We start from the raw sequence: 18025 nt of genomic DNA on the forward strand, positions 1-18025 counted from the left end.
CGTGATCCAGCACCATGCGGACTGCCCGCTCACGAACCTCCGGTGCAAACTTGTTCGTCGTCTTGCTCATCGTAGACCCTTCCTCTCAGGAGTTAGGGCCTCCGACAATCCCGGGGCGGTTCAGTCTGTTACGACGCCGCTCGGCTACGATGACGATGATTATATTCCGCTGTCCAAGGCTCTCGTTGCGGTTGGCGGTCGTCCCAAACCGTATTCCGCATTCTTTTCTAAGACGTTCGCTATGCGGAGTGGGTTGCGAGCTCCGGCAAATGCGCAGGGTCAGGTCGATCTCAGCCGGCTTCGCGTGAGCCCTGGAGTCCTCGATCATCTTTACCGACTTCACAGCAGTTTCGCGCTAGCGACCGCTGATGATACGCAGAAAAAAACCTTGCCCTATGGCGTGGCAGCCGAAATCCTGAATTGCAGTATCGCTGACGTGCAGATGCTCGGTTGGTCGACCGCCGTGCCAATCGATACCGAAATGCAGCGGATTACCATTTCCAGTGTCGCGCGCCTCGCAAAATCTCTCGTGAGCCTCGAGGAGATCAACGCCCGGCTAGGTTACCGTGAGCGACGTGCTTCGTCATGGCTCAAGGAGAATGGACTCAAGGAGCTTCTGCCTGGATTCGCTTCAAGAAGGGCTGTCGCCGCAAAACTCGGGGCCATGCTGCCACTCGGACACTGGCGCCGCCACCTGAAGGGTCTCACGATTAGGCAGGTCGCAAGAGGGAGAGCTGACCTATCCGACCGTGAGTGGGAATTGGTACGTTGTTGGATCCCTCGAGCCCGGCGCAGCCGCCATGGAGTATGCGACAGGGCTGTCGCTAATGCCATGATTTGGGTTTCCGGCACGGGCAGAAAATGGTCAGACCTTCCGTCACGCTACGGGCGCCGCGATGCATGCTATTCACGTTTCCGCACCCTGGAGCGTCGGGGAACGACCGAAGTGATAAGCGATGTCTTATCGCGTGAGAATCAACGAGGCCAAAAAGGTGGGGTTGGACCCAACTTCATAAACTAGCATGCAGGTCCGAAGGGTAGCCGGAATGATGGAAAGCGATGAACGTAGGGCTTTATCAGCGATGATGGAGCAGGGGAGCTTGCTGCCCATCGATCGAAAGCGGCTAAGCGCGCCCGGAATCCGGACCTTTCTTGCAATAGCAGATCAATGGCTTTTGACTGAGGATCAGCGGCGGAAGGTCCTCGGTAGCCCGGCGCCATCGACCTACCGTAGGTGGCGTCGCGAAGCGTCCAATGGTCTCTCCTTCTCGCTGAGCCTGGATGTGCTCGCTCGACTGTCTAACTTGCTCGGGATCCACGCCGCGCTGAGCCAGCTTTTTACCGAACAGAGATTAGCCGTTGAGTGGATGCATTCGCCGCACGCTGCACCGCCGTTTGATGGGCAGTCGCCGTTGGACCTCATGACGACCGGCCATCTGGATGGCCTAATGGCGACCCGGCGATTTCTCGCTGCGGCCCAACAAGGGCTCTATGTGCTGCCCAATGCGATCGATGTTGACAGCACGCCCTACACCGAAGAAGAAATCCAGATACGGTAATTCCGCTGTGACTGGACGGGCTGATTAAGCCTTTGTAAAGGCGCTCTTTTCGTAACGGCGTGCATTTTGAGGCATTGTTGTTCCTCAGCCTCTGATTTCAAGGCGTCGTTAGCTGATCCGGTTCCGGTGAAATAACGATGCCTTTGGCGGAAATCTGCCATTTTTCTGAGGCGTTCTAAATTGGTCTCAACAAGAACTTGAAGCTAGCCTTTGGCTAGGCCTCTGTGTGCTCTTCCTCGTGCGGTCGGTAGGGTACCCTGCCCGCTGCCGAGCCCATCCGGCGCGACTTGCGCTGACCTCGACGCAGATCGTTTTTTCGGCCGCGAAGGCCGGCATGGCCTGCAGCGCCAGCACCATCGACACGGCGACGATCGAACCAGAAAACCTCATCTGAACCGCCACTTTGAAAAACGTGAATGCAGATAATGCGAGTTACTAGCAATAGCAATATGACAATCTATGACGTGATCGGGCGGCGCTGTTCAGCAGATTGCGGGCCGATACGAACAAGCGAGCGGCCTTCACGTTACCCGATCCGTCATCGAATTTACGCGGCGAGCCGCTTGGCATCGTACATGCGACGGTCTGCGTGATCGAGCAGATCCTCTAGGGCGATCGTGGTGCCGCCAGGAAGCACGACGAGACCGAAGCTCACGCCAATCCGCCAGTCCTGGCGTTTGGATTCGGCGTCGATCAAAGCTTGCAGGCGCTCCAGCGTGCGACGGGCATCATCGTCGGTCACGGCAGTCAGAACCAGCAGGAATTCATCGCCCGCGATACGGTAGATGGCATCGGACTGGCGGATCGTGTCCTGAACGAGCCGCGACACCGCCGACAGGCACAGGTCGCCCACCGCGTGGCCAAGCCGGTCGTTGAGCTGTTTGAAGCGATCAAGGTCGAGGTAGGCGACTGCGATACCATCCGAGGCGGCCGGCAAATCAGCAAGCGAGCTCGAAAGTCGTTGCAGCATGGCTCGCCGGTTCGGCAGGCCCGTCAGCGGATCGCGCAAGGCCTGGCCTTCGGCACGTTTACGCCTGGAAATGTCTTCGATCACGGCGACGAAGAAGTCCGGCGAACCGTTCGCCAAGGCCACCATCGATACCGTGAGGTTGACCCACACCAGGCTGCCATCCGGGCGGATGTAGCGCTTTTCCATCTGGTAGTGATCGATGAGGCCCGCGGCGAGATCGATGAGCTGCTCGAGATCGGCATCGATATCGTCGGGATGGGTGATGACCTGGAAGGATTCGCGATAGAGCTCGTCGCGGCTGCGCGCGACGATCTGGCAGAAGCGATCGTTGGCCCTGAGGAACTTTCCGGTGATGTCGACATGGGCCATGCCGACCGCAGCCTGATCGAACGTCGCTTCGAACCGCCGCGAAGTCTCCATCTGCGCACTGTTGGCGAGGCCGAAGGCGATCGGCGCGATCAGGAGTCGCGCGATCAGGAGATCGTCTTCCTGAAAGGCCCGCGGCGACGCCGAGTAGATCTTGAGCACGCCGACGTTTCCGGCCGCGCCCGGCAAGGCGACGAGGATCATCGAGCCCACACCGATTCGCCGGCAGGCCAGGCGATCGACGCGAGGATCGGTCTCCGTGTCGTGGCAGATCGCGGGCTCGCCGCTGAGCACGCATTCGCCAGACAGGCTGCCGCGCATGGGCAGCTCAAGCCCGACGAAACCGGCAGCGCTCCCGCTCGCGGCCCGGTAGACCATGTTCTCGCCTTCGCGCATTTCTATGACGGCGCCATCGGCACCATCGATGGTCGCAAGCGCGCCACTGACGACAGCCTCGAGCATGTCATGAAGGTCGCCGACCGCGTCGACGATGGCGCTCTGCGCGGCGATGATCCGCGTCACCTGTTGTCGCCAATGCACCATGTCTGCCTCTTTCGACTCACGTCCTGGAGAGCACTAGGTAATTATACCGAGTGGGACGCTCTTGCGCCACATTAAGCCACCAGCGGCTTCTCCGAGCTGGCGGGCTGCAGTGCCGGCAGCGAGGCTTCGATCGCCCAGCGTATGGCTTCGGCGCTATGCCTCGCGCCAAGCTTCGTCAGCACGTTCGAACGGTGAAGTTCGACGGTGCGAGGGCTGATTTCCAATCGCTCGCCGATCAGCCGATTGCTGAGCCCCTCGGCCATGCCAGAGAGGATTTCGCGTTCGCGACGCGACAATCGTTCGATGCGCGCCGTCGCTTGAACCTGCCGAGCGCCGCCGGAGACGGCCATGGCCGATCGCGTGCCGGCGTCACGCAGGATCTTTACGAGGGTGTCCGTGCAAAGCGGCCATGAGGCATAGCCCACCGCGCCGTCGAGCACGGCATCGACGACCCGCGCCGGCTCGGGCTTTTCCGAATAGGACACGATCGGCAGCCAAGCCTGCTGCGCACTGATTGCCTGGGCCAGTGACGAGATCGCGCCCGGGTCGTCGTGAATGACGACTATCCCCGATTTGGGCCACGATCCGAGAAACTCTTCCACGGTTTCGAATGGCTCGGCGAAAATGCCGGTGTTGTTGAGGAAGAAAGTGATCGAGGCACGGCGACGAACGTCGACATCGATCACCCAGACCATCTCATGCATTTCGGCTTGGGCCCTTTTTCGGGAAGCTGGGGCGAGAATTCTTGTCCACGTCCATAGCCATCAGGGCTTTATGGTAAGCGCCGGGTAAACGGCATTTAGTATAAATACCTGGTGATGAATCTGGCGCGCGGCGCTGGTGCCTCAGGCTCTCCGGCGGCGCGTTCGGACGTCGCCGGTCTTCAACGCACCTTTGGTTGCCATGATAGCCGCTGGGTGCATGAACGACGGGTGCGCTGTTGTGCCCATTTCGGAGGTATTGCCGCTTGCCGGCTGCCCGAACAGTGCTTTCATCGTCGCCTGCGAGTGCGGCGCGCCAAGGGGCTGGCAGGAAGTACGGGACTTTTCAGAATGCGTAATGGATGGATCGTCGGTGCGGCTATTGCCGTTCATTTCGCTTGTCCTGCCTGGGCCGGCGACAAGGTATTGACGGGACCGGTGCCGAGTTGGGTGGCGCCGGCGCCGGCGCTGAACCTCGATCCGTCCGCGCGCTCTGGGACCGCTTTGCCGCTGTTCGACGAGCAAGTTCTCGTCGACGGTGATACCGTTACGGCCTTCTTCGACACCGCAACGGTGATCTCGACGCCCGAGGTGTTGGCCCAACGCGGCAACCTCAAAATGAGCTGGCAACCCGATCACGGCGACCTGACCTTCCATCGTCTCGAGATTGTGCGCGAGGGGCAGGTCATCGACGCGCTGGCAGGGGGAGCCGGCATTACCGTGCTTCGACGCGAGGCCGGTCTCGAGCGGATGATCGTCGATGGCCAGCTTACCGCCGTGAAGCATTTCGAAGGTCTGCGCGTGGGAGACACGCTCCGCGCGGCGTTCAGCGTGACCACGCGGGATGCGACGCTCGAGGGCAACGTTCAGGATGGCCTGCTGCTCATTCCGGCGCCGGCAAAGATCGGGTTCGGAAGAGCCCGTCTACTTTGGCTGAGTAATCGCGACATCGCCTGGAAGGTCGGCCTGCCGAATGTCACCGCTGTGCCGCGCAAGATCGATGCGCGTTGGAACGAAATCGTCATTCCGCTGCCGATCGCGAAGTTGCCGGAAATGCCGAAGAACATGCCGTCCCGGTTCACCCCCGTGCCGGTCGTTCAGTTCTCCAGCTTCAAGGACTGGCAAGCGGTAGCCCGGGCGATGGCGCCGCTGTATCGGACGGAAGCGACGATCGCGCCTGGCTCGGACCTGGCCGCCCGCGTCGCGACCATAGCTGCGCGCTCGCAGGATCCGATCGAGCGATTGGCCGATGCGCTGCAGATGGTGCAGGACGAAGTCCGCTATCAGCTCATCGCGCTTGGCACTGGTAACTACGTGCCTCAATCCCCTGCGGAGACGTGGAGCAAGCGCTATGGCGATTGCAAGGCGAAGACGCTGTTGCTGCTCGCGGTTCTCGATCGCCTGGGTGTCGAAGCCGAGCCGGTTCTTGCCAATACCGGCCGAGGCGATGCGGTTGGACAGATGCTGCCGGCAGCCGGCGCCTTCGATCATGTTTTCGTGCGGGCGAAGATCGCGGGGGAAGATTTCTGGGTCGACGGTACGATGTTGGGGTCGCGCCTTGCCGACATCCGCGACGTTCCGCGGTTCGGGACGGTGCTGCCCCTGGCCGGTGCCGCCCCCACGCTCGTCGAACTGCCGAAGCGCGCGCATGCTCGCTCGGACCTCGACGTCGATATCGCCTACGACATGACGGCAGGTCCTTACTTGCCGGCGCCTTTCCGCCTGACCTTGCGGCATACCGGCGCCTATGCAGCGACCAATCGCGTCGATCGCAATGCCGACTACGACGAGAAGCTGTTCGCCTTTGCGGAAAAGGCCGCGAACGACTGGATCGGCACCTCGTCGATTGGCAAACCGCGTGCCGAGTTCGACACCGCGAACGCGACCTGGACTCTCGTGGTGGACGGGGTCGGATATCCCAAGTGGCAGTACCGTGACCGGCGGCAGGCTCTTTCGCTGGGGCCAACGCTCATTGTCGCTTACGACGCGCCTCGCGACAGAGCGGCTTGGCGTGCCATCCCGGCGCTCATCGATCAGCCGTGGACGGCGCGCAGCCATGTATCGATACGTCTTCCCGATGACGGCAAGGGGGCGACCCTGATCGGTGGTGACATGGGGGATCTCGATCTGCCCGCGGTCAAATGGCAGCGATCAGCCAAATTGACGGAAGGCACGGTGTCCGAAGAGATATCTTCGTTCGAGACCGGCGCCGAGATTCCTGCCGACAGGACGAGCGGTGCGGGGCGGGCCATCGCCGATGCCATGGCCAAGAAGGCCCGCATCGAACTGCCCGAAAGCTATGCCCGGCGCTGGGACGATGTCGCGCGCAGGAAGGCCTCGCCCGCCGTAGCGAAAGTGCGGGCCATTTTCGACGAGCGCATCGCCGCGAAACCCGACGATGCAGGGCGCTTGGTCGACAGGGGGTGGCTTCAGGAGCGCCTGCTCGATTGGAGCGGGGCCGAGGCCGACTATGCCAAGGCGATTGCGCTGGATCCGACGGCGGCGCGCTATTTGAACCGCGCGCAAGTGCGATCCCAGCGCGGCGACAAGGCGGGTTCGCTCAAGGATGCGCAAGCAGCCTACGATCTCGAGCAGGGCGACAAGGAAGCTCGCGACTATCTTGCGGTAGAACTGGCAGAGGCCGGGCGTGTGGACGAGGGGCTCGACCTCCTCCCATCCGAACCGGACATCAACACCGATGATGGGCTCTCGGATTTTCTGCACCGTGTGGACGTCCTGGAATCGGGCGAGCGTCACGAAGAGGCTCTCGAACTCCTTGACGCGGCTCTGGAGAAGCGAGGAACATCGGCTGAACTTCGCAACGCGCGCTGTTGGTATCTGGCGCTGCGGAGCAGCAGTCTCGATATGGCCCTCGCGGACTGCAATCGCGCGATCGAGCTATCGTCCGATCCGGCGACCTATCTCGATAGTCGTGCAATGGTTCGTTTTCGCGAGGGCAAGTTGGCGGAGGCCCGTGCGGACTATGACGCAGCACTCGCCCAGGAACCGGAACTCGCGAGTTCTCTCTATATGTCGGCGGTCGTGTCCAGGCGGCTCGGAGACAAGGGGCGGGCCGATCTCGAACGGCGGGCCGCTCTTACGCTGAATCCATCGGTCGAACGTTTCTATCGACGATACGGGATAACCCCGTAAGCCCTTCGTGCTGCATTCTGCCGATGCCGTCGGCGCGGTAGGTCTATTCGCTGGCGCAGCGCGCGGGGGATGTGCCGAGGCCCGCAGTCTGTTGAAATTTCATCGACTGGCCAGTTCTCTTATTCGGCCACAAAACAGCCGCGCGAATGACTTTGCGGCGGTCGAAACGGTACGTCGATCGAGTGAATACATGATCATCCTGAACGAGTCCGGTTCGTCGGTTCGCGTCCATGGCAGAGCCGCCAGCAGGCCCTGCGCGATCTCGTTCTCCACGGCATAGGCGGAAGCATGCCAGATCGCGTCGGTGGCTGCGGTCAGCCTGACGAGCGTATCGAAGTCCTCGATCACGTGGCGTGGGCCATCGACGGTGTCATCGAGTTCCGGCGATCGCGGCATGCGCACGCCGCCGGAGACCAAAACGGGGAACAGCGTTTCGTCGCTCGCGCCATCGAGCAGCGGATGACCGGTGCGAACGATTAGGCTTCGCGGAAACCGGCCGAGCACTTCGGCGCGCACCGGCACGGTATCGGGCAACTGTCCCTCCGCGGCGACGAAGAACTCGATGTCGCCCGCCATGAGCAGCGGCCATAGCGCTTCGACATTGCGCACCACCACGTCGTTGATCACGCCGGGCGCGGTCTCGATCCGTTCGAGCAGCGCCGCGGGGAGCAGCGCGCGTGCCGGCATCGGCGCCATGCCGAAGCGGACGAGGCCGAACTGGCCCTTGGCCGTGCGATCCCACTGCCGCTCCACGTCATCGGCGTTGGCGAGGAGGACCGAAGCGGCATCGAGCATGACCTGCCCTTGCGGCGTGATCCGCACGCCCGAGCGATCGCGGTCGAACAGGCGCACCTCGAACCGCTGTTCGAGCATCTGGATCGCGCGGGTGAGGGCAGGCTGGGAGATGCCAAGTTCCTCGGCCGCGCGGGCAAAACTCAGGCGGCGAGCGAGCGTCACGGCATAGCGGAGGTTGCGTAGATCGAGCATCAGTCGTGATTATCAAAATTGGCTTTTGAATGCATTAGACTCAATGATGGTGCCGATTAGTCTCCCGATCGGAACAAGCAGAAAGCGGCGCATGATCGCCGATCTTCAAGGGAGAGCCGAACTTGATGACCCTTCGCCGTTCGATTGTCGCGCTGATGCTGGCCGGTACCGCGCTTGCCGGTCCTGCCCTGGCCGATCCGCAGAACGCCACGCCGCGCGCCGCGCCGGCAGCTTCGGCGCAGAGCCAGCAGCGGCCGAACGTGCTGGTATGGCTGATGGACGACGTCGGCTTCGCGCAGGTCTCTTGCTTCGGCGGCCTGGTCGAGACGCCCAACATCGATCGCGTGGCGGCGATGGGGTTGCGCTATTCGAACTATCACACCGCGCCGATCTGTTCGGCTTCGCGCGCCGCCTTGTTGACCGGGCGCATGCCGCATTCGGTCCACATCGGCGGCCATGCCACGGCCGCGCGCGATTTTCCCGGCTATGATGCGCATATCCCGGCGGGGGCAGGGACGATCGCCGCCAATCTCCACGCCGCGGGCTATGCGACCTATGCCGTCGGCAAGTGGGATCATCTGCCCAACGGAGATGTCTCGACCGCCGGCCCGTTCAACTATTGGGCTACCGGTCAGGGCTTTGACCGGTTCTACGGCTTCCTCTCCGCCGACACCGACAACTGGGAGCCGCAACTCGTTCGCGACCAGACGCCGATCGGTCGGCCGCAGAAGCCCGGCTATCATCTGAGCGCCGACATGGCAGACCAAGCGATCGCGATGATCCAGTCGCGCGGCGCGGCCGATCCGCAGCGGCCGTTCTTCCTCTACTGGGCGACCGGCGCCGCGCACGCCCCGCACCACGCGCCGGCCGAATGGATCGCGCGCTACAAGGGCAAGTTCGACCAGGGCTGGGACAAGGTGCGCGAGACGATCCTGCAGCGACAGATCGCGCAAGGCACGGTGCCGAAGGGAACCAGGCTGGCGGCCCTGCCCGAGGGCATGCCCCGGTGGGACAGCCTGAGCCCTGAGGACAAGCAGCTCTACGCGCGGCAGATGGAGGCCTTCGCCGCATCGCTGTCCTATGCCGATGCGCAGTTCGGCCGGATGCTCGATGCGCTCGCCGCCGCGGGCGAACTCGACAATACGATCGTGGTCGTGACCTCCGACAACGGTGCCAGCGCCGAAGGCGGCCCGAGCGGGCTCTACAACGAGGCGGCGGTGACGGGTGGCGGGCTGACCGCGGCGGACAACCGCGCCTTCCTCGACCGCTGGGGCGCGCCCGGTACCTATCCGCACTATGCCTATGGCTGGGCGGTCGCGGGGAACACGCCGTTCCGCTACTACAAGCAGACCACGCACGAGGGCGGAACGCATGTGCCGCTGGTGGTCGCCTGGCCCAAGGGCATCGCCGCGCGCGGCGAGCTGCGCGGGCAGTTCGCCCACGTTTCCGACATCGCACCGACCCTGCTCGCGGCGGCGGGCGTGCCGCTGGCGCAGACGGTGAACGACGTGCCGCAGGTGCCGATGGAGGGGCAGAACCTGACCGCGACCTTTGCCTCGGCGCGCGCACCCGGGCACGAGGGGCCGCAATATGTCGAGCTCTACGGCAACAAGGGGCTGTGGCAGGACGGCTGGCAGATCGTCACCTCGCACCGCTACCGCACCTGGGACTGGCAGACGGCCAAGACCTTCGACGAGCCCTGGGAGCTCTACGATCTGCGCAAGGATCCCGGCCAGACCACCGATCTCGCCGCGAAATATCCCGAGCGTGTCGCGGCGATGGCAGCGGCCTTCGCCGACCAGGCCAAGCGCTACAACGTCGCGCCGATCCACAACCTCAGCGATACCGCCGGCGAATCCGCCAAGAAGGCCGCGGAGGATTTCGCACGCCGGGGTGGCAAGTGGCACTATGCCGGTCCCACCAGCAATCTGGCCTCGATGATCGCGCCACCGGTGAACACCCGCGGTTTCACGATGACGGCGAAACTCGATCTCGCCGAGGCCGGGGCCACGGCGCCGATCTTCTCGATGGGCGGCCGGATGGGCGGGATCGGTTTCTACTTGCGCGACGGCAAGCCGACGCTGGTGATGAACGACCTTGCGGGCGGCAGCGTCGCGGTGACGGCGGCAGACGCGCTGGCGCCCGGCAAGCAGGAGATCGCCCTCGACCTCGTGCGGGGCCAGCGCGAGGCTACCGGTGCGACGCCGTTCGAAGTGAAGATCAGCGCGGGCGGCAAGGTTCTGGCACAGGAACGGCTGTCGTTTGTCTTGCCTGCCTATTTCGGCATCCCGGAGACTTTCGATCTCGCCGCCGACTGGGGATCGCCCGTTCTGGCCGGCTATCGTGCGGGGACGCCGTTTCCGGGCAAACTCACCGACGTGACCTTCGACTTCAACGGCAAGGGCGGTGGCAATCTGCAAGTTCACTGAGGTCGGAGAATGGGCCTGCCAATTTCCCCTACCGATCGCTCCGCTTTGATTGATCGGGCCGGCTCGCGAAGGGCTGCTTGCTTGGCCACCGACAACGGCTAAGCGACAGGCATGACGGCCTCAGATCTCGAACAGCTGCTTATCGCCCGCCTTGTCCGGCAGCGAGGCGGTACTTCACAGGCCTGGCAGCGGGCGCTTGGCAAGGTGATCGTGCGCGACAGGGAGACCCACGCCCATTGCAATTGGGATGTCAGGCCGAGCGGCACCGACGCGCAGCGCGCTGCGATCGAGGACCTCCTCGACGATGTGCGACTTGAACATTCCATCCTGGCAGCCGGTTGAACGCTTTCCAGGATTCTTAGAAGTGAATGATCGTCAATTTTGATCGAGATGCTCGCGCACGAATGTCACGGGGATAAGCCGCTTTTCCTTTTTAGGCCATAAAGCGCAGAGGAACGCCGAACGCTTTCCGGCTCCCGATGGCCTGAAAGACGACGAATGCGGGTTCAGGAACCGCTCTTGACCTGATGATGTGTCAAATCCTGGGTTCACCTGGGCTGTCGTGGGTGATACCCCGAGCTCAGCGATCAAAAGACGGGATGCATCCATGCCTTCGAACGGCTTTCCCTCCGAGGAAGTGCGCAGCGATTTCTACCCCAAGGCCGACTATCTGGACCGCCGCTTCCACGATCTGGAGAAGGAGCAGCTCTGGCCCAAGGTCTGGCAGATCGCCTGCCGCGAAGACGAGATCCCGGGGGCGGGCGACTATGTCGTCTACGACATCATCGACGATTCCATCGTCGTGGTCCGCGGCAGCGATGGGGAGGTCAGGGCCTTTCACAACTTCTGTCCGCACCGCGGCAATCTTCTGGTCGAGGGGCAGGGGAACGCCAGGCAGTTCGTCTGCTCGTTCCATGGCTGGCGGTTCGGTAGCGACGGCCGCAACATCAAGGTGATCGATCGGCAGGATTGGGGCGATTGCCTGGCCAAGGGCGATGCCGATCTCGTGCCCGTCCAGGTCGGCACCTGGGGCGGCTGGGTGTGGATCAACATGGATCCCGATTGCCAGCCGCTCGACCGGTATCTCGAGCCGATGAAATCGAAGTGCGAACTGTTCGAGTTCGAGAAGCTCCACCCGGCCTGGTACAAGTCGGTGGTGGTCGAGGCGAACTGGAAGACCACGATGGGCGCCTTCACCGAGTTCTACCACGTCCAGACGACGCACTCGCAGATGCTGACCTATACGCAGGACTATTCGACCAGCCGCGCCATGGGCCGGCACGGCTGGATTTCCTACGAAGGCGGCACCGGCCTGCCCGTCGGTCGCAGTCCGCGACTGCCGGCGAAAGAGGTCGCCGATTTCCGCGAGCACCTGTTCGAATATGCCGAGCAGTTCCGCGACGACCTGCAGGCGATGCAGACCCAGCGCGCGTTCGACGCGACCCAGCGCCTGCGCACCGAGACCACGGCCGAGACGCCGCCGCACGACGTCGTCGCCAAGTGGGGGCAGTTCATCTACGAAGCCGCGATCGAAAGCGGCGCCGGGTGGCCCGAAGGGCTGACTCCCGAATACCTCGCCGAAAGCGGCTTCGACTGGCACGTGTTCCCGAACACGGTGTTCCTCCACCCCGCCATCGAGGCCGTGCTGTGGTACCGGTTCCGCCCTCACGGCGACGATCACACGCGCTGCATGATGGACGTCTGGTCGCTCGAACGTTTCGCGCCGGGCGCCGAGCCGAAGGTCGAGCACGAGGTCTATCAGGATTGGCGCGACGGCGATTTCCCGCTGATTTTTCGCCAGGATTTCCTCAACATTCCCAAGGTCCAGAAGGGCATGAAGTCGCGCGCCTTCAAGGGCGGGCGGCCGAGCCCGATCCAGGAACGCGCGCTGTCGCATTTCCACAAGACCTTGCGCCGCTTCCTCGAGGATCCGCACGCCGACGACGACCTCGGGCCCGAGCCGAAGGTCGCGGCGCCGGCCCCGTCGGAGGGTTGAGGCGGCCATGCATTTCGACGAGACCTTCGACCTCGTGATCGTCGGCAGCGGCTGCGCCTCGGTGACGGCGGCGCTTGCGGTCCAGGCCGCCGGCGGGAGCGCGGTGATCCTCGAAAAGCAGGCTCTGTTCGGCGGCTCGACCGCGTTTTCGGGCGGCATCGCCTGGATTCCCGCCAACCCGCTGCTTGGTGACGACAACGCCGAGGCTGGGCGCACCTACCTAGATGCGATCGTCGGCGCCCCGGACAAGGCATCGCCCGCCGCCAAGCGCGACGCGTTCATCGCCGAAGGGCCCAGGGCGGTGCAGTTCCTGCTCGACCAGGGCGTGGATCTCATTCGCGTGCCCTGGCCCGATTATTATTCGAACGCGCCCGGCGGGCACGAATACGGCCGCACGATCTCGGCCGCGCTGTTCGACCTGCGCGAACTCGGCGATTGGCAGGACAAGCTCGGATACTTCTACGGCTTTCCGCGCATGCCGGTCGGTTCGTGGGAATTCGTCGACCTGACGCTCGCCAAGACGACCTGGAAGGGCAAGCGTGCCGCGCTCAAGCTCGCCTGGAACATGCTCAAGGACAAGCTGACGGGCGCGCGCACCGTCGGTTCGGGCAATGCCCTGCAGGGGCGCATGCTCAAGGCGGCGCTCGATCATCGCGTGCCGATCCGGCTCGAGCACGAAGTGACCGCGCTCGACATCGAGAACGGCGCGGTAGTGGGCGTCACGGTCAAGACCGCGCAAGGCGAGCGGCGCATTGGCGCGCGCAAGGGCGTGCTGCTCAACGCGGGCGGCTTTTCGCGCAATGCCGAGATGCGCAAGACCTTCCAGCCGCAGCCCAACACCGGCGCCTGGACCATGGCCAATCCCGGTGACACCGGCGGCCCGATGCAACTGGCCATGGCGCTGGGCGCCGACGTCGACTGCATGGAGGAGGCCTGGTGGACGCCGGGATCGCTGCTGCCCGACGGGACCTATGGCGGGTTCCACGTGCCCGGCGAGTCGGGCAAGCCCGGCGTCATCATCGTCGGCCCGGATGGGCGCCGTGTCGGCAACGAGGCCGGCGCCTATATGGAGTTCGGCCAGCGCATGTATGCGCGCGGAGCCGTGCCGGCCTGGGCGATCATCGAGGGGCGGGCGCTGAGCCGCTATAGCTGGGGTCCGGTCATGGCGGGCAAATCCCCCGCGCCGTTCGTCGAGAACGGCTATTTCCTCAAGGCCGACACCCTGGCCGACCTCGCGCGCCAGGCCGGGATCGATCCCGACGGGCTGGTCGACGAGGTGGCGCGGTTCAACGGTTTCGCCGAGCGCGGCGTCGATGAGGATTTCGGCCGCGGTGCGAGCCACCACAACCGGGCGATGGGCGATCCGGGCAACAGACCCAATCCCACGCTCGGCAAGATCGAGGCAGGCCCGTTCTATGCCGTCGAGATCCTGCCGTTGGACGTCGGCACCTCGGGCGGGCTGGTGACCGACGCGGATGCGCGCGTGCTGCGCGCCGATGGGAGCGCCATTGCCGGCCTCTACGCGGCGGGCAACATCACCGCGCCCGTCGTGGGCCATACCTATCCGGCGGCCGGCGCCAGCATCGGCGGGGGCATCGTCTTCGGCTACGTCGCGGCGCGCCATGCGATGGCGGCTGGGGCCGGGCAGGGCGCGGGCTGATCCGATCGTGCTGACCTCGCGGCGATCCGAGGATCTTGCCATTTTCGGTAATGGCCATCGATTGCCGCGACTTTCGAAAATGGGCCGAAACCGTCGTCCCCTGGGCTGGGGCACGTCCCGCAAGCGTCATAGCAGACGAGACACCGTTCCTTGCAAAGGTGTCGCAATGGCCATGAAAACGTTCAAGCAGCTCCTCGAAGCTGCGCGGACAGCAACGGCGCTCGAAGACTTCGGCGAAGAGACGTTCCGCGAAGGGCTCGAGAGGCTGCTCGCATCGCTCGATGGGGAAGCCCGCCTCAACCTGCAGGGCGAGATGCTAATCGAGCACCAGATCGTCGACCTGCTCTCGCGGCGGCTCGAGGTCGAGCACTGGTATGCGATGCACCCCGAGATCGACGACCAGGAGATCGTCGCGCCGCTGATCGGCCTCGGCTTGCCGCGGACGGGATCGACCGCGCTTGGCTGCCTGCTGGCCGAGGATCCGGCGGTGCGCAGCCTGCGCGCCTGGGAAGCCAACGCGCCGTGCCCGCCGCCCGAGGCCGCCAGCGAGCACAGCGATCCGCGCATCGAGGAACAGCGTGTGCGCTCGGCACAGATCGACGCGATCGCTCCGCGGCTCAAGATGATGATCCCGGTCTCGCCGACCGCGCCGACCGAATGCCAGCAATTCATGGGCTTCGATTTCAAGAGCCAGATCTTCCAGGCCTCGGCGCGGATCCCGTCCTACTTCGCCTGGTTGAACCACGATGCCGACCTGGTGCCGACCTACCGCTACGTGAAGCGCGTGCTGAAGCTGCTGCAGTGGCGTTGCCCGCCGCATCGCTGGCGGTTGAAGAACCCCGCGCACATGCTGTTCATCGACGCGCTCGACACGGTCTTTCCCGACGCGCGCTATTGGATGACGCATCGCGACATCGCCAAGGTCATCCCGTCGGTGGTGGATCTCTATCGCGAGTTGTCGCGGGCCTATACCGACGAGCCCGACGGCGGCTGGATCGTCGCCGCCAATGTCGAGTGGACCAGCACGGGCCTGGAGCGCGTCAGGGCCTTTCGCGAGCGCGGCCACGATCGACGCTTCTTCGACGTCGATTTCCTCGAGGTTCAGACCGCGCCGATGGACGTGATGGAGCGGCTCTACGCCTTCCTCGGCGAGGAATTCACCATCGAGGCGCGGCGGCGTATGCTCGCCTGGCGCGAGCAGGAGCCCGTGAACAAGCATGGCCGGCACAGCTACGATCCGGCGAGCCTGGGCGTCGATCTCGCGGCGGTGTCCGCACGTTTCGCATTTTACGACCATGAGGCCGGACGCCGGTAATAGCGTGGACCGCGGTTCCACCGCGGCCGAGAGGATTTGGACAGGATGCCTATTTCTTTCGAGAACCTGCTGCCGCGGTCACCCGGGCAACCGGCCAGCGCGCTGCTCGGCGAAACGATCCGGCGCAGGGTCAAGGACGACAATGCCGCCTTCACGCTTTCGGATTTCGTCTGGGATTCCGCGCCTTGCGACAGCTGGAACGCCAGCTGCCACGTGCTCAACTTTGCCCTGACACCGCGCCCGCAGCCCTCCTGGATCAGTTTCGGCGGTCCGCAGCGCTATGCCTTGGGCCCGCTCATGTTCGTTCCCCAGGGTATCGAGACGCGCAGCTACCTGGCCCAAGGGCGACAGCGGTCGTTGACCTGCCTGCTTTCGGCCGAGGTGATCGAGAGGATACTCGGCCGAAGCCCCCATTGGGACAGCAGCGACCTCGAGCATGCGCTCAACCTGCGCAATCCCGCGATCGAGCAACTGCTCTGGCGTATCGCCCGCGAGCTCGAGCGGCCGGGTTTCGCTTCGGCCGCGTTGATCGAAGCCCTGGGCAATGCGCTGGCGATCGAGCTCATCCGGATCTTTCGTCTCGAGCAGCGGTTCGCGCCGAAGCGCCTGACCGGCGGCCTGGCGCCTTGGCGCATGCGCCGGATTCGCGAGCGCGCGCATGTCGACGGGCCGGCGCCCGACCTTGCCGAACTGTCGGAGATTTGCGGCCTCTCGGTGCGTCACCTGACCCGCGCGTTCAAGGCGGAGACCGGGCAGACCCTGGCGAGCTACGTCGAGCAGGTGGTGATGGACCGCGCGCGCGCCAAGCTTGCGGAGACCCGCGAGCCGATCGCCGAAATCGCCGTTCGCCTGGGTTTCGCAAGCGCCGCGAGCTTCTGCTCGGCCTATCGCCGCCATACGGGCGAGCGACCCAGCGACCTGCGCAAGGCGCGCCGCGCTTACGACTGACGGTGCGAAATCGCGCGGCCATTTTTCGAAAGTCGGTGCTTGCCCGGGGCCGTTGTCCTCGGCCGTTCTTTTGGCCCGATGCGACGAACTTCCGCGAGCATCTGCACCTTCGAATTGCGCAATCCGGCCAAATAGAATCGTTACAATATTGAACATTTTTGTAATTCGTATGATCATCGTCTCCGATCTGAACTGCGGCATGAAATCGCGCATTTTCAGAGTCTAACAACGGAAAACCTGCGACTTCCGCGCGCCGACGGCTCGCGGTGATCGGCGGGACGGGAGAACGCGATCGTGAGCGCTTCGTGGACCGGCGGCCTTGAGCCCGACATCGACTACATGCTCGCCGAGCGGCCCGACGATCCCGAGATGCGCGAGAGCGCGTCGATCTGGCTCTACGAGGACAACGGCGCCTTCGCCTTCCCGCGCATCGGCATCGAGGCGAAGGGCGATAGCTGGGACAGCCACGGCTTCCAGTTCAATTTCGTCGATCGTGCGGGCCGCGCGATCGTCGATGGCGGTGCCGGGACGACCCATTCCCCGATCGGATCCGACGGCAAGGCTTCGATCCTCGGTACCGGCGGGCTGGTGTTCGAGTGTCTCGAACCCTTCCACAAATGGCGCGTGCGCTATGATGGGCAGGGCGCCGACACCACGCCCGAAGCCCTGATCGCGCAGTCGGTCGATCGCGACAGGCGCGCGCCGCTGCGGCTCGACGTCGAGCTGACGATGGCGCTGCCGGGCTGGACGCAGGACCTGCGCCCCGAACGGCTGGTCGGCATGACCGAGGCCGAGCGGATCGATGCCGGCCTGATGGGCTATGGCTGGCGCGTCGAGCAGGCGTTCCGCGCCGAAGGCGAACTGACCCTGGACGGGCAGACCCGCGTCTTTCGCGGCTCCGGCAATCGCATCCATCGCCAGTCGGTGCGGCCGCTCGGCGCCTTTCGCGGCCATTGCTGGCAAGCCGCGCTGTTCCCCGACGGGCGCGCCTTCGCGCTGTGCGTCTATCCGCCGCGCGAGGACGGCACGACCCACAATGGCGCCTATGTCTATGTCGACGGCCAGATGTATCCCGCAGTCGCGCGCGGCGTGCCGTTCCTGACGCGGCTGACCCCACGCGGCGAGGACGTCTCGTTCGAGCTCGACTATGCGCTCGGCACCGCGCGCATCGAGGGTGTCAGCGATTTCAATGTCTTCCACCTCGGCGTGCCAGAGATGCCGGGCTTCGCGCTGCACCAGGGCGGCGCGCGCTACACCTGGGAGGGACAGAGCGCGCATGGCATGATCGAGCGCTCCAATTGGGCGGATCAGCTCGTGGGCTAGGCCCGCACCGCTGAACACGAGGCGGCGATGCAACGCGCCCGTTCGGCCTGAACATCACGATTGTTGGACAGCGAC

General features: G+C 64.3%; 14 protein-coding genes. 11 read left to right on the forward strand and 3 right to left on the reverse strand.

The genetic code is table 11. The features are described from left to right. Window positions 1–664 precede the first annotated feature (664 nt). From OLX23_RS10400 to OLX23_RS10410, 3 genes are all read left to right on the forward strand, one after another. Window positions 665–1021, forward strand: a complete 357-nt coding sequence (locus OLX23_RS10400; protein WP_264445670.1) for a transposase — start codon at window positions 665–667, stop codon at window positions 1019–1021. Window positions 1022–1046: 25 nt separating this feature from the next. Then, a complete protein-coding gene (locus OLX23_RS10405; protein WP_264444930.1) occupies window positions 1047–1559 on the forward strand; it encodes an MbcA/ParS/Xre antitoxin family protein in 513 nt (170 codons plus the stop codon). A gap of 226 nt (window positions 1560–1785) precedes the next feature. Then, complete coding sequence (locus tag OLX23_RS10410; RefSeq protein WP_264444931.1) at window positions 1786–1953, forward strand: hypothetical protein; 168 nt, start codon at window positions 1786–1788, stop codon at window positions 1951–1953. Window positions 1954–2106: 153 nt separating this feature from the next. Here OLX23_RS10410 and OLX23_RS10415 read toward each other — a convergent pair whose 3' ends face one another. Beyond that, window positions 2107–3438 carry a sensor domain-containing diguanylate cyclase gene (locus OLX23_RS10415; RefSeq protein WP_264444932.1) on the reverse strand — a complete coding sequence of 444 codons (1332 nt, stop codon included), beginning with the start codon at window positions 3436–3438 and terminating at the stop codon, window positions 2107–2109. Between the two features lie 71 nt (window positions 3439–3509). Next, window positions 3510–4142 carry a response regulator transcription factor gene (locus OLX23_RS10420; RefSeq protein ID WP_264444933.1) on the reverse strand — a complete coding sequence of 211 codons (633 nt, stop codon included), beginning with the start codon at window positions 4140–4142 and terminating at the stop codon, window positions 3510–3512. 114 nt (window positions 4143–4256) lie between these two features. Between OLX23_RS10420 and OLX23_RS10425 the strand changes: the two genes are divergently transcribed. Then, window positions 4257–7292: a DUF3857 domain-containing protein gene (locus tag OLX23_RS10425; RefSeq protein WP_264445671.1), complete on the forward strand. Its 3036-nt coding sequence runs from the start codon at window positions 4257–4259 to the stop codon at window positions 7290–7292. Between the two features lie 99 nt (window positions 7293–7391). Here OLX23_RS10425 and OLX23_RS10430 read toward each other — a convergent pair whose 3' ends face one another. Next, the gene (locus tag OLX23_RS10430) at window positions 7392–8279 is read right to left on the reverse strand and encodes a LysR family transcriptional regulator (RefSeq protein ID WP_264444934.1); all 888 of its coding nucleotides are present in this window, start codon (window positions 8277–8279) and stop codon (window positions 7392–7394) included. Between the two features lie 125 nt (window positions 8280–8404). Between OLX23_RS10430 and OLX23_RS10435 the strand changes: the two genes are divergently transcribed. The 7 genes from OLX23_RS10435 to OLX23_RS10465 all read left to right on the forward strand — a co-directional run bounded on the left by OLX23_RS10435 (window position 8405) and on the right by OLX23_RS10465 (window position 17950). Further along, complete coding sequence (locus OLX23_RS10435; RefSeq protein WP_264444935.1) at window positions 8405–10708, forward strand: arylsulfatase; 2304 nt, start codon at window positions 8405–8407, stop codon at window positions 10706–10708. A gap of 111 nt (window positions 10709–10819) precedes the next feature. Then, window positions 10820–11050 (forward strand): hypothetical protein, encoded by a 231-nt coding sequence (locus tag OLX23_RS10440; RefSeq protein WP_264444936.1) that lies wholly within the window; start codon window positions 10820–10822, stop codon window positions 11048–11050. A gap of 265 nt (window positions 11051–11315) precedes the next feature. Beyond that, window positions 11316–12704, forward strand: coding sequence for an aromatic ring-hydroxylating oxygenase subunit alpha (locus OLX23_RS10445; RefSeq protein WP_264444937.1), 1389 nt, complete (start codon window positions 11316–11318; stop codon window positions 12702–12704). 7 nt (window positions 12705–12711) lie between these two features. After that, entirely contained in the window at window positions 12712–14364 is a 1653-nt protein-coding gene (locus OLX23_RS10450; protein WP_264444938.1) for an FAD-binding protein, read from the forward strand. Window positions 14365–14530: 166 nt separating this feature from the next. Continuing rightward, window positions 14531–15679, forward strand: a complete 1149-nt coding sequence (locus OLX23_RS10455) for a sulfotransferase family protein (protein WP_264444939.1) — start codon at window positions 14531–14533, stop codon at window positions 15677–15679. A 45-nt stretch (window positions 15680–15724) separates the two neighbouring features. Then, window positions 15725–16627: a helix-turn-helix domain-containing protein gene (locus tag OLX23_RS10460; protein WP_264444940.1), complete on the forward strand. Its 903-nt coding sequence runs from the start codon at window positions 15725–15727 to the stop codon at window positions 16625–16627. Window positions 16628–16921: 294 nt separating this feature from the next. Further along, window positions 16922–17950, forward strand: coding sequence for a hypothetical protein (locus OLX23_RS10465; RefSeq protein WP_264444941.1), 1029 nt, complete (start codon window positions 16922–16924; stop codon window positions 17948–17950). The last annotated feature ends 75 nt before the right edge of the window (window positions 17951–18025 follow it).

It is taken from the genome of Novosphingobium sp. JCM 18896 (assembly GCF_025938095.1).
GTDB lineage: Bacteria > Pseudomonadota > Alphaproteobacteria > Sphingomonadales > Sphingomonadaceae > Novosphingobium.

Bases quoted from the DNA above. Each gene is read 5' to 3' on its own strand.
- OLX23_RS10415 (WP_264444932.1), bottom strand. From the start codon at position 3,438: ATGGTGCATTGGCGACAACAGGTGACGCGGATCATCGCCGCGCAGAGC.
- OLX23_RS10425 (WP_264445671.1), top strand. From the start codon at position 4,257: ATGAATCTGGCGCGCGGCGCTGGTGCCTCAGGCTCTCCGGCGGCGCGT.
- OLX23_RS10455 (WP_264444939.1), top strand. From the start codon at position 14,531: ATGGCCATGAAAACGTTCAAGCAGCTCCTCGAAGCTGCGCGGACAGCA.
- OLX23_RS10435 (WP_264444935.1), top strand. From the start codon at position 8,405: ATGACCCTTCGCCGTTCGATTGTCGCGCTGATGCTGGCCGGTACCGCG.
- OLX23_RS10400 (WP_264445670.1), top strand. From the start codon at position 665: ATGCTGCCACTCGGACACTGGCGCCGCCACCTGAAGGGTCTCACGATT.
- OLX23_RS10430 (WP_264444934.1), bottom strand. From the start codon at position 8,279: ATGCTCGATCTACGCAACCTCCGCTATGCCGTGACGCTCGCTCGCCGC.
- OLX23_RS10460 (WP_264444940.1), top strand. From the start codon at position 15,725: ATGCCTATTTCTTTCGAGAACCTGCTGCCGCGGTCACCCGGGCAACCG.
- OLX23_RS10450 (WP_264444938.1), top strand. From the start codon at position 12,712: ATGCATTTCGACGAGACCTTCGACCTCGTGATCGTCGGCAGCGGCTGC.
- OLX23_RS10420 (WP_264444933.1), bottom strand. From the start codon at position 4,142: ATGCATGAGATGGTCTGGGTGATCGATGTCGACGTTCGTCGCCGTGCC.
- OLX23_RS10445 (WP_264444937.1), top strand. From the start codon at position 11,316: ATGCCTTCGAACGGCTTTCCCTCCGAGGAAGTGCGCAGCGATTTCTAC.
- OLX23_RS10440 (WP_264444936.1), top strand. From the start codon at position 10,820: ATGACGGCCTCAGATCTCGAACAGCTGCTTATCGCCCGCCTTGTCCGG.
- OLX23_RS10405 (WP_264444930.1), top strand. From the start codon at position 1,047: ATGATGGAAAGCGATGAACGTAGGGCTTTATCAGCGATGATGGAGCAG.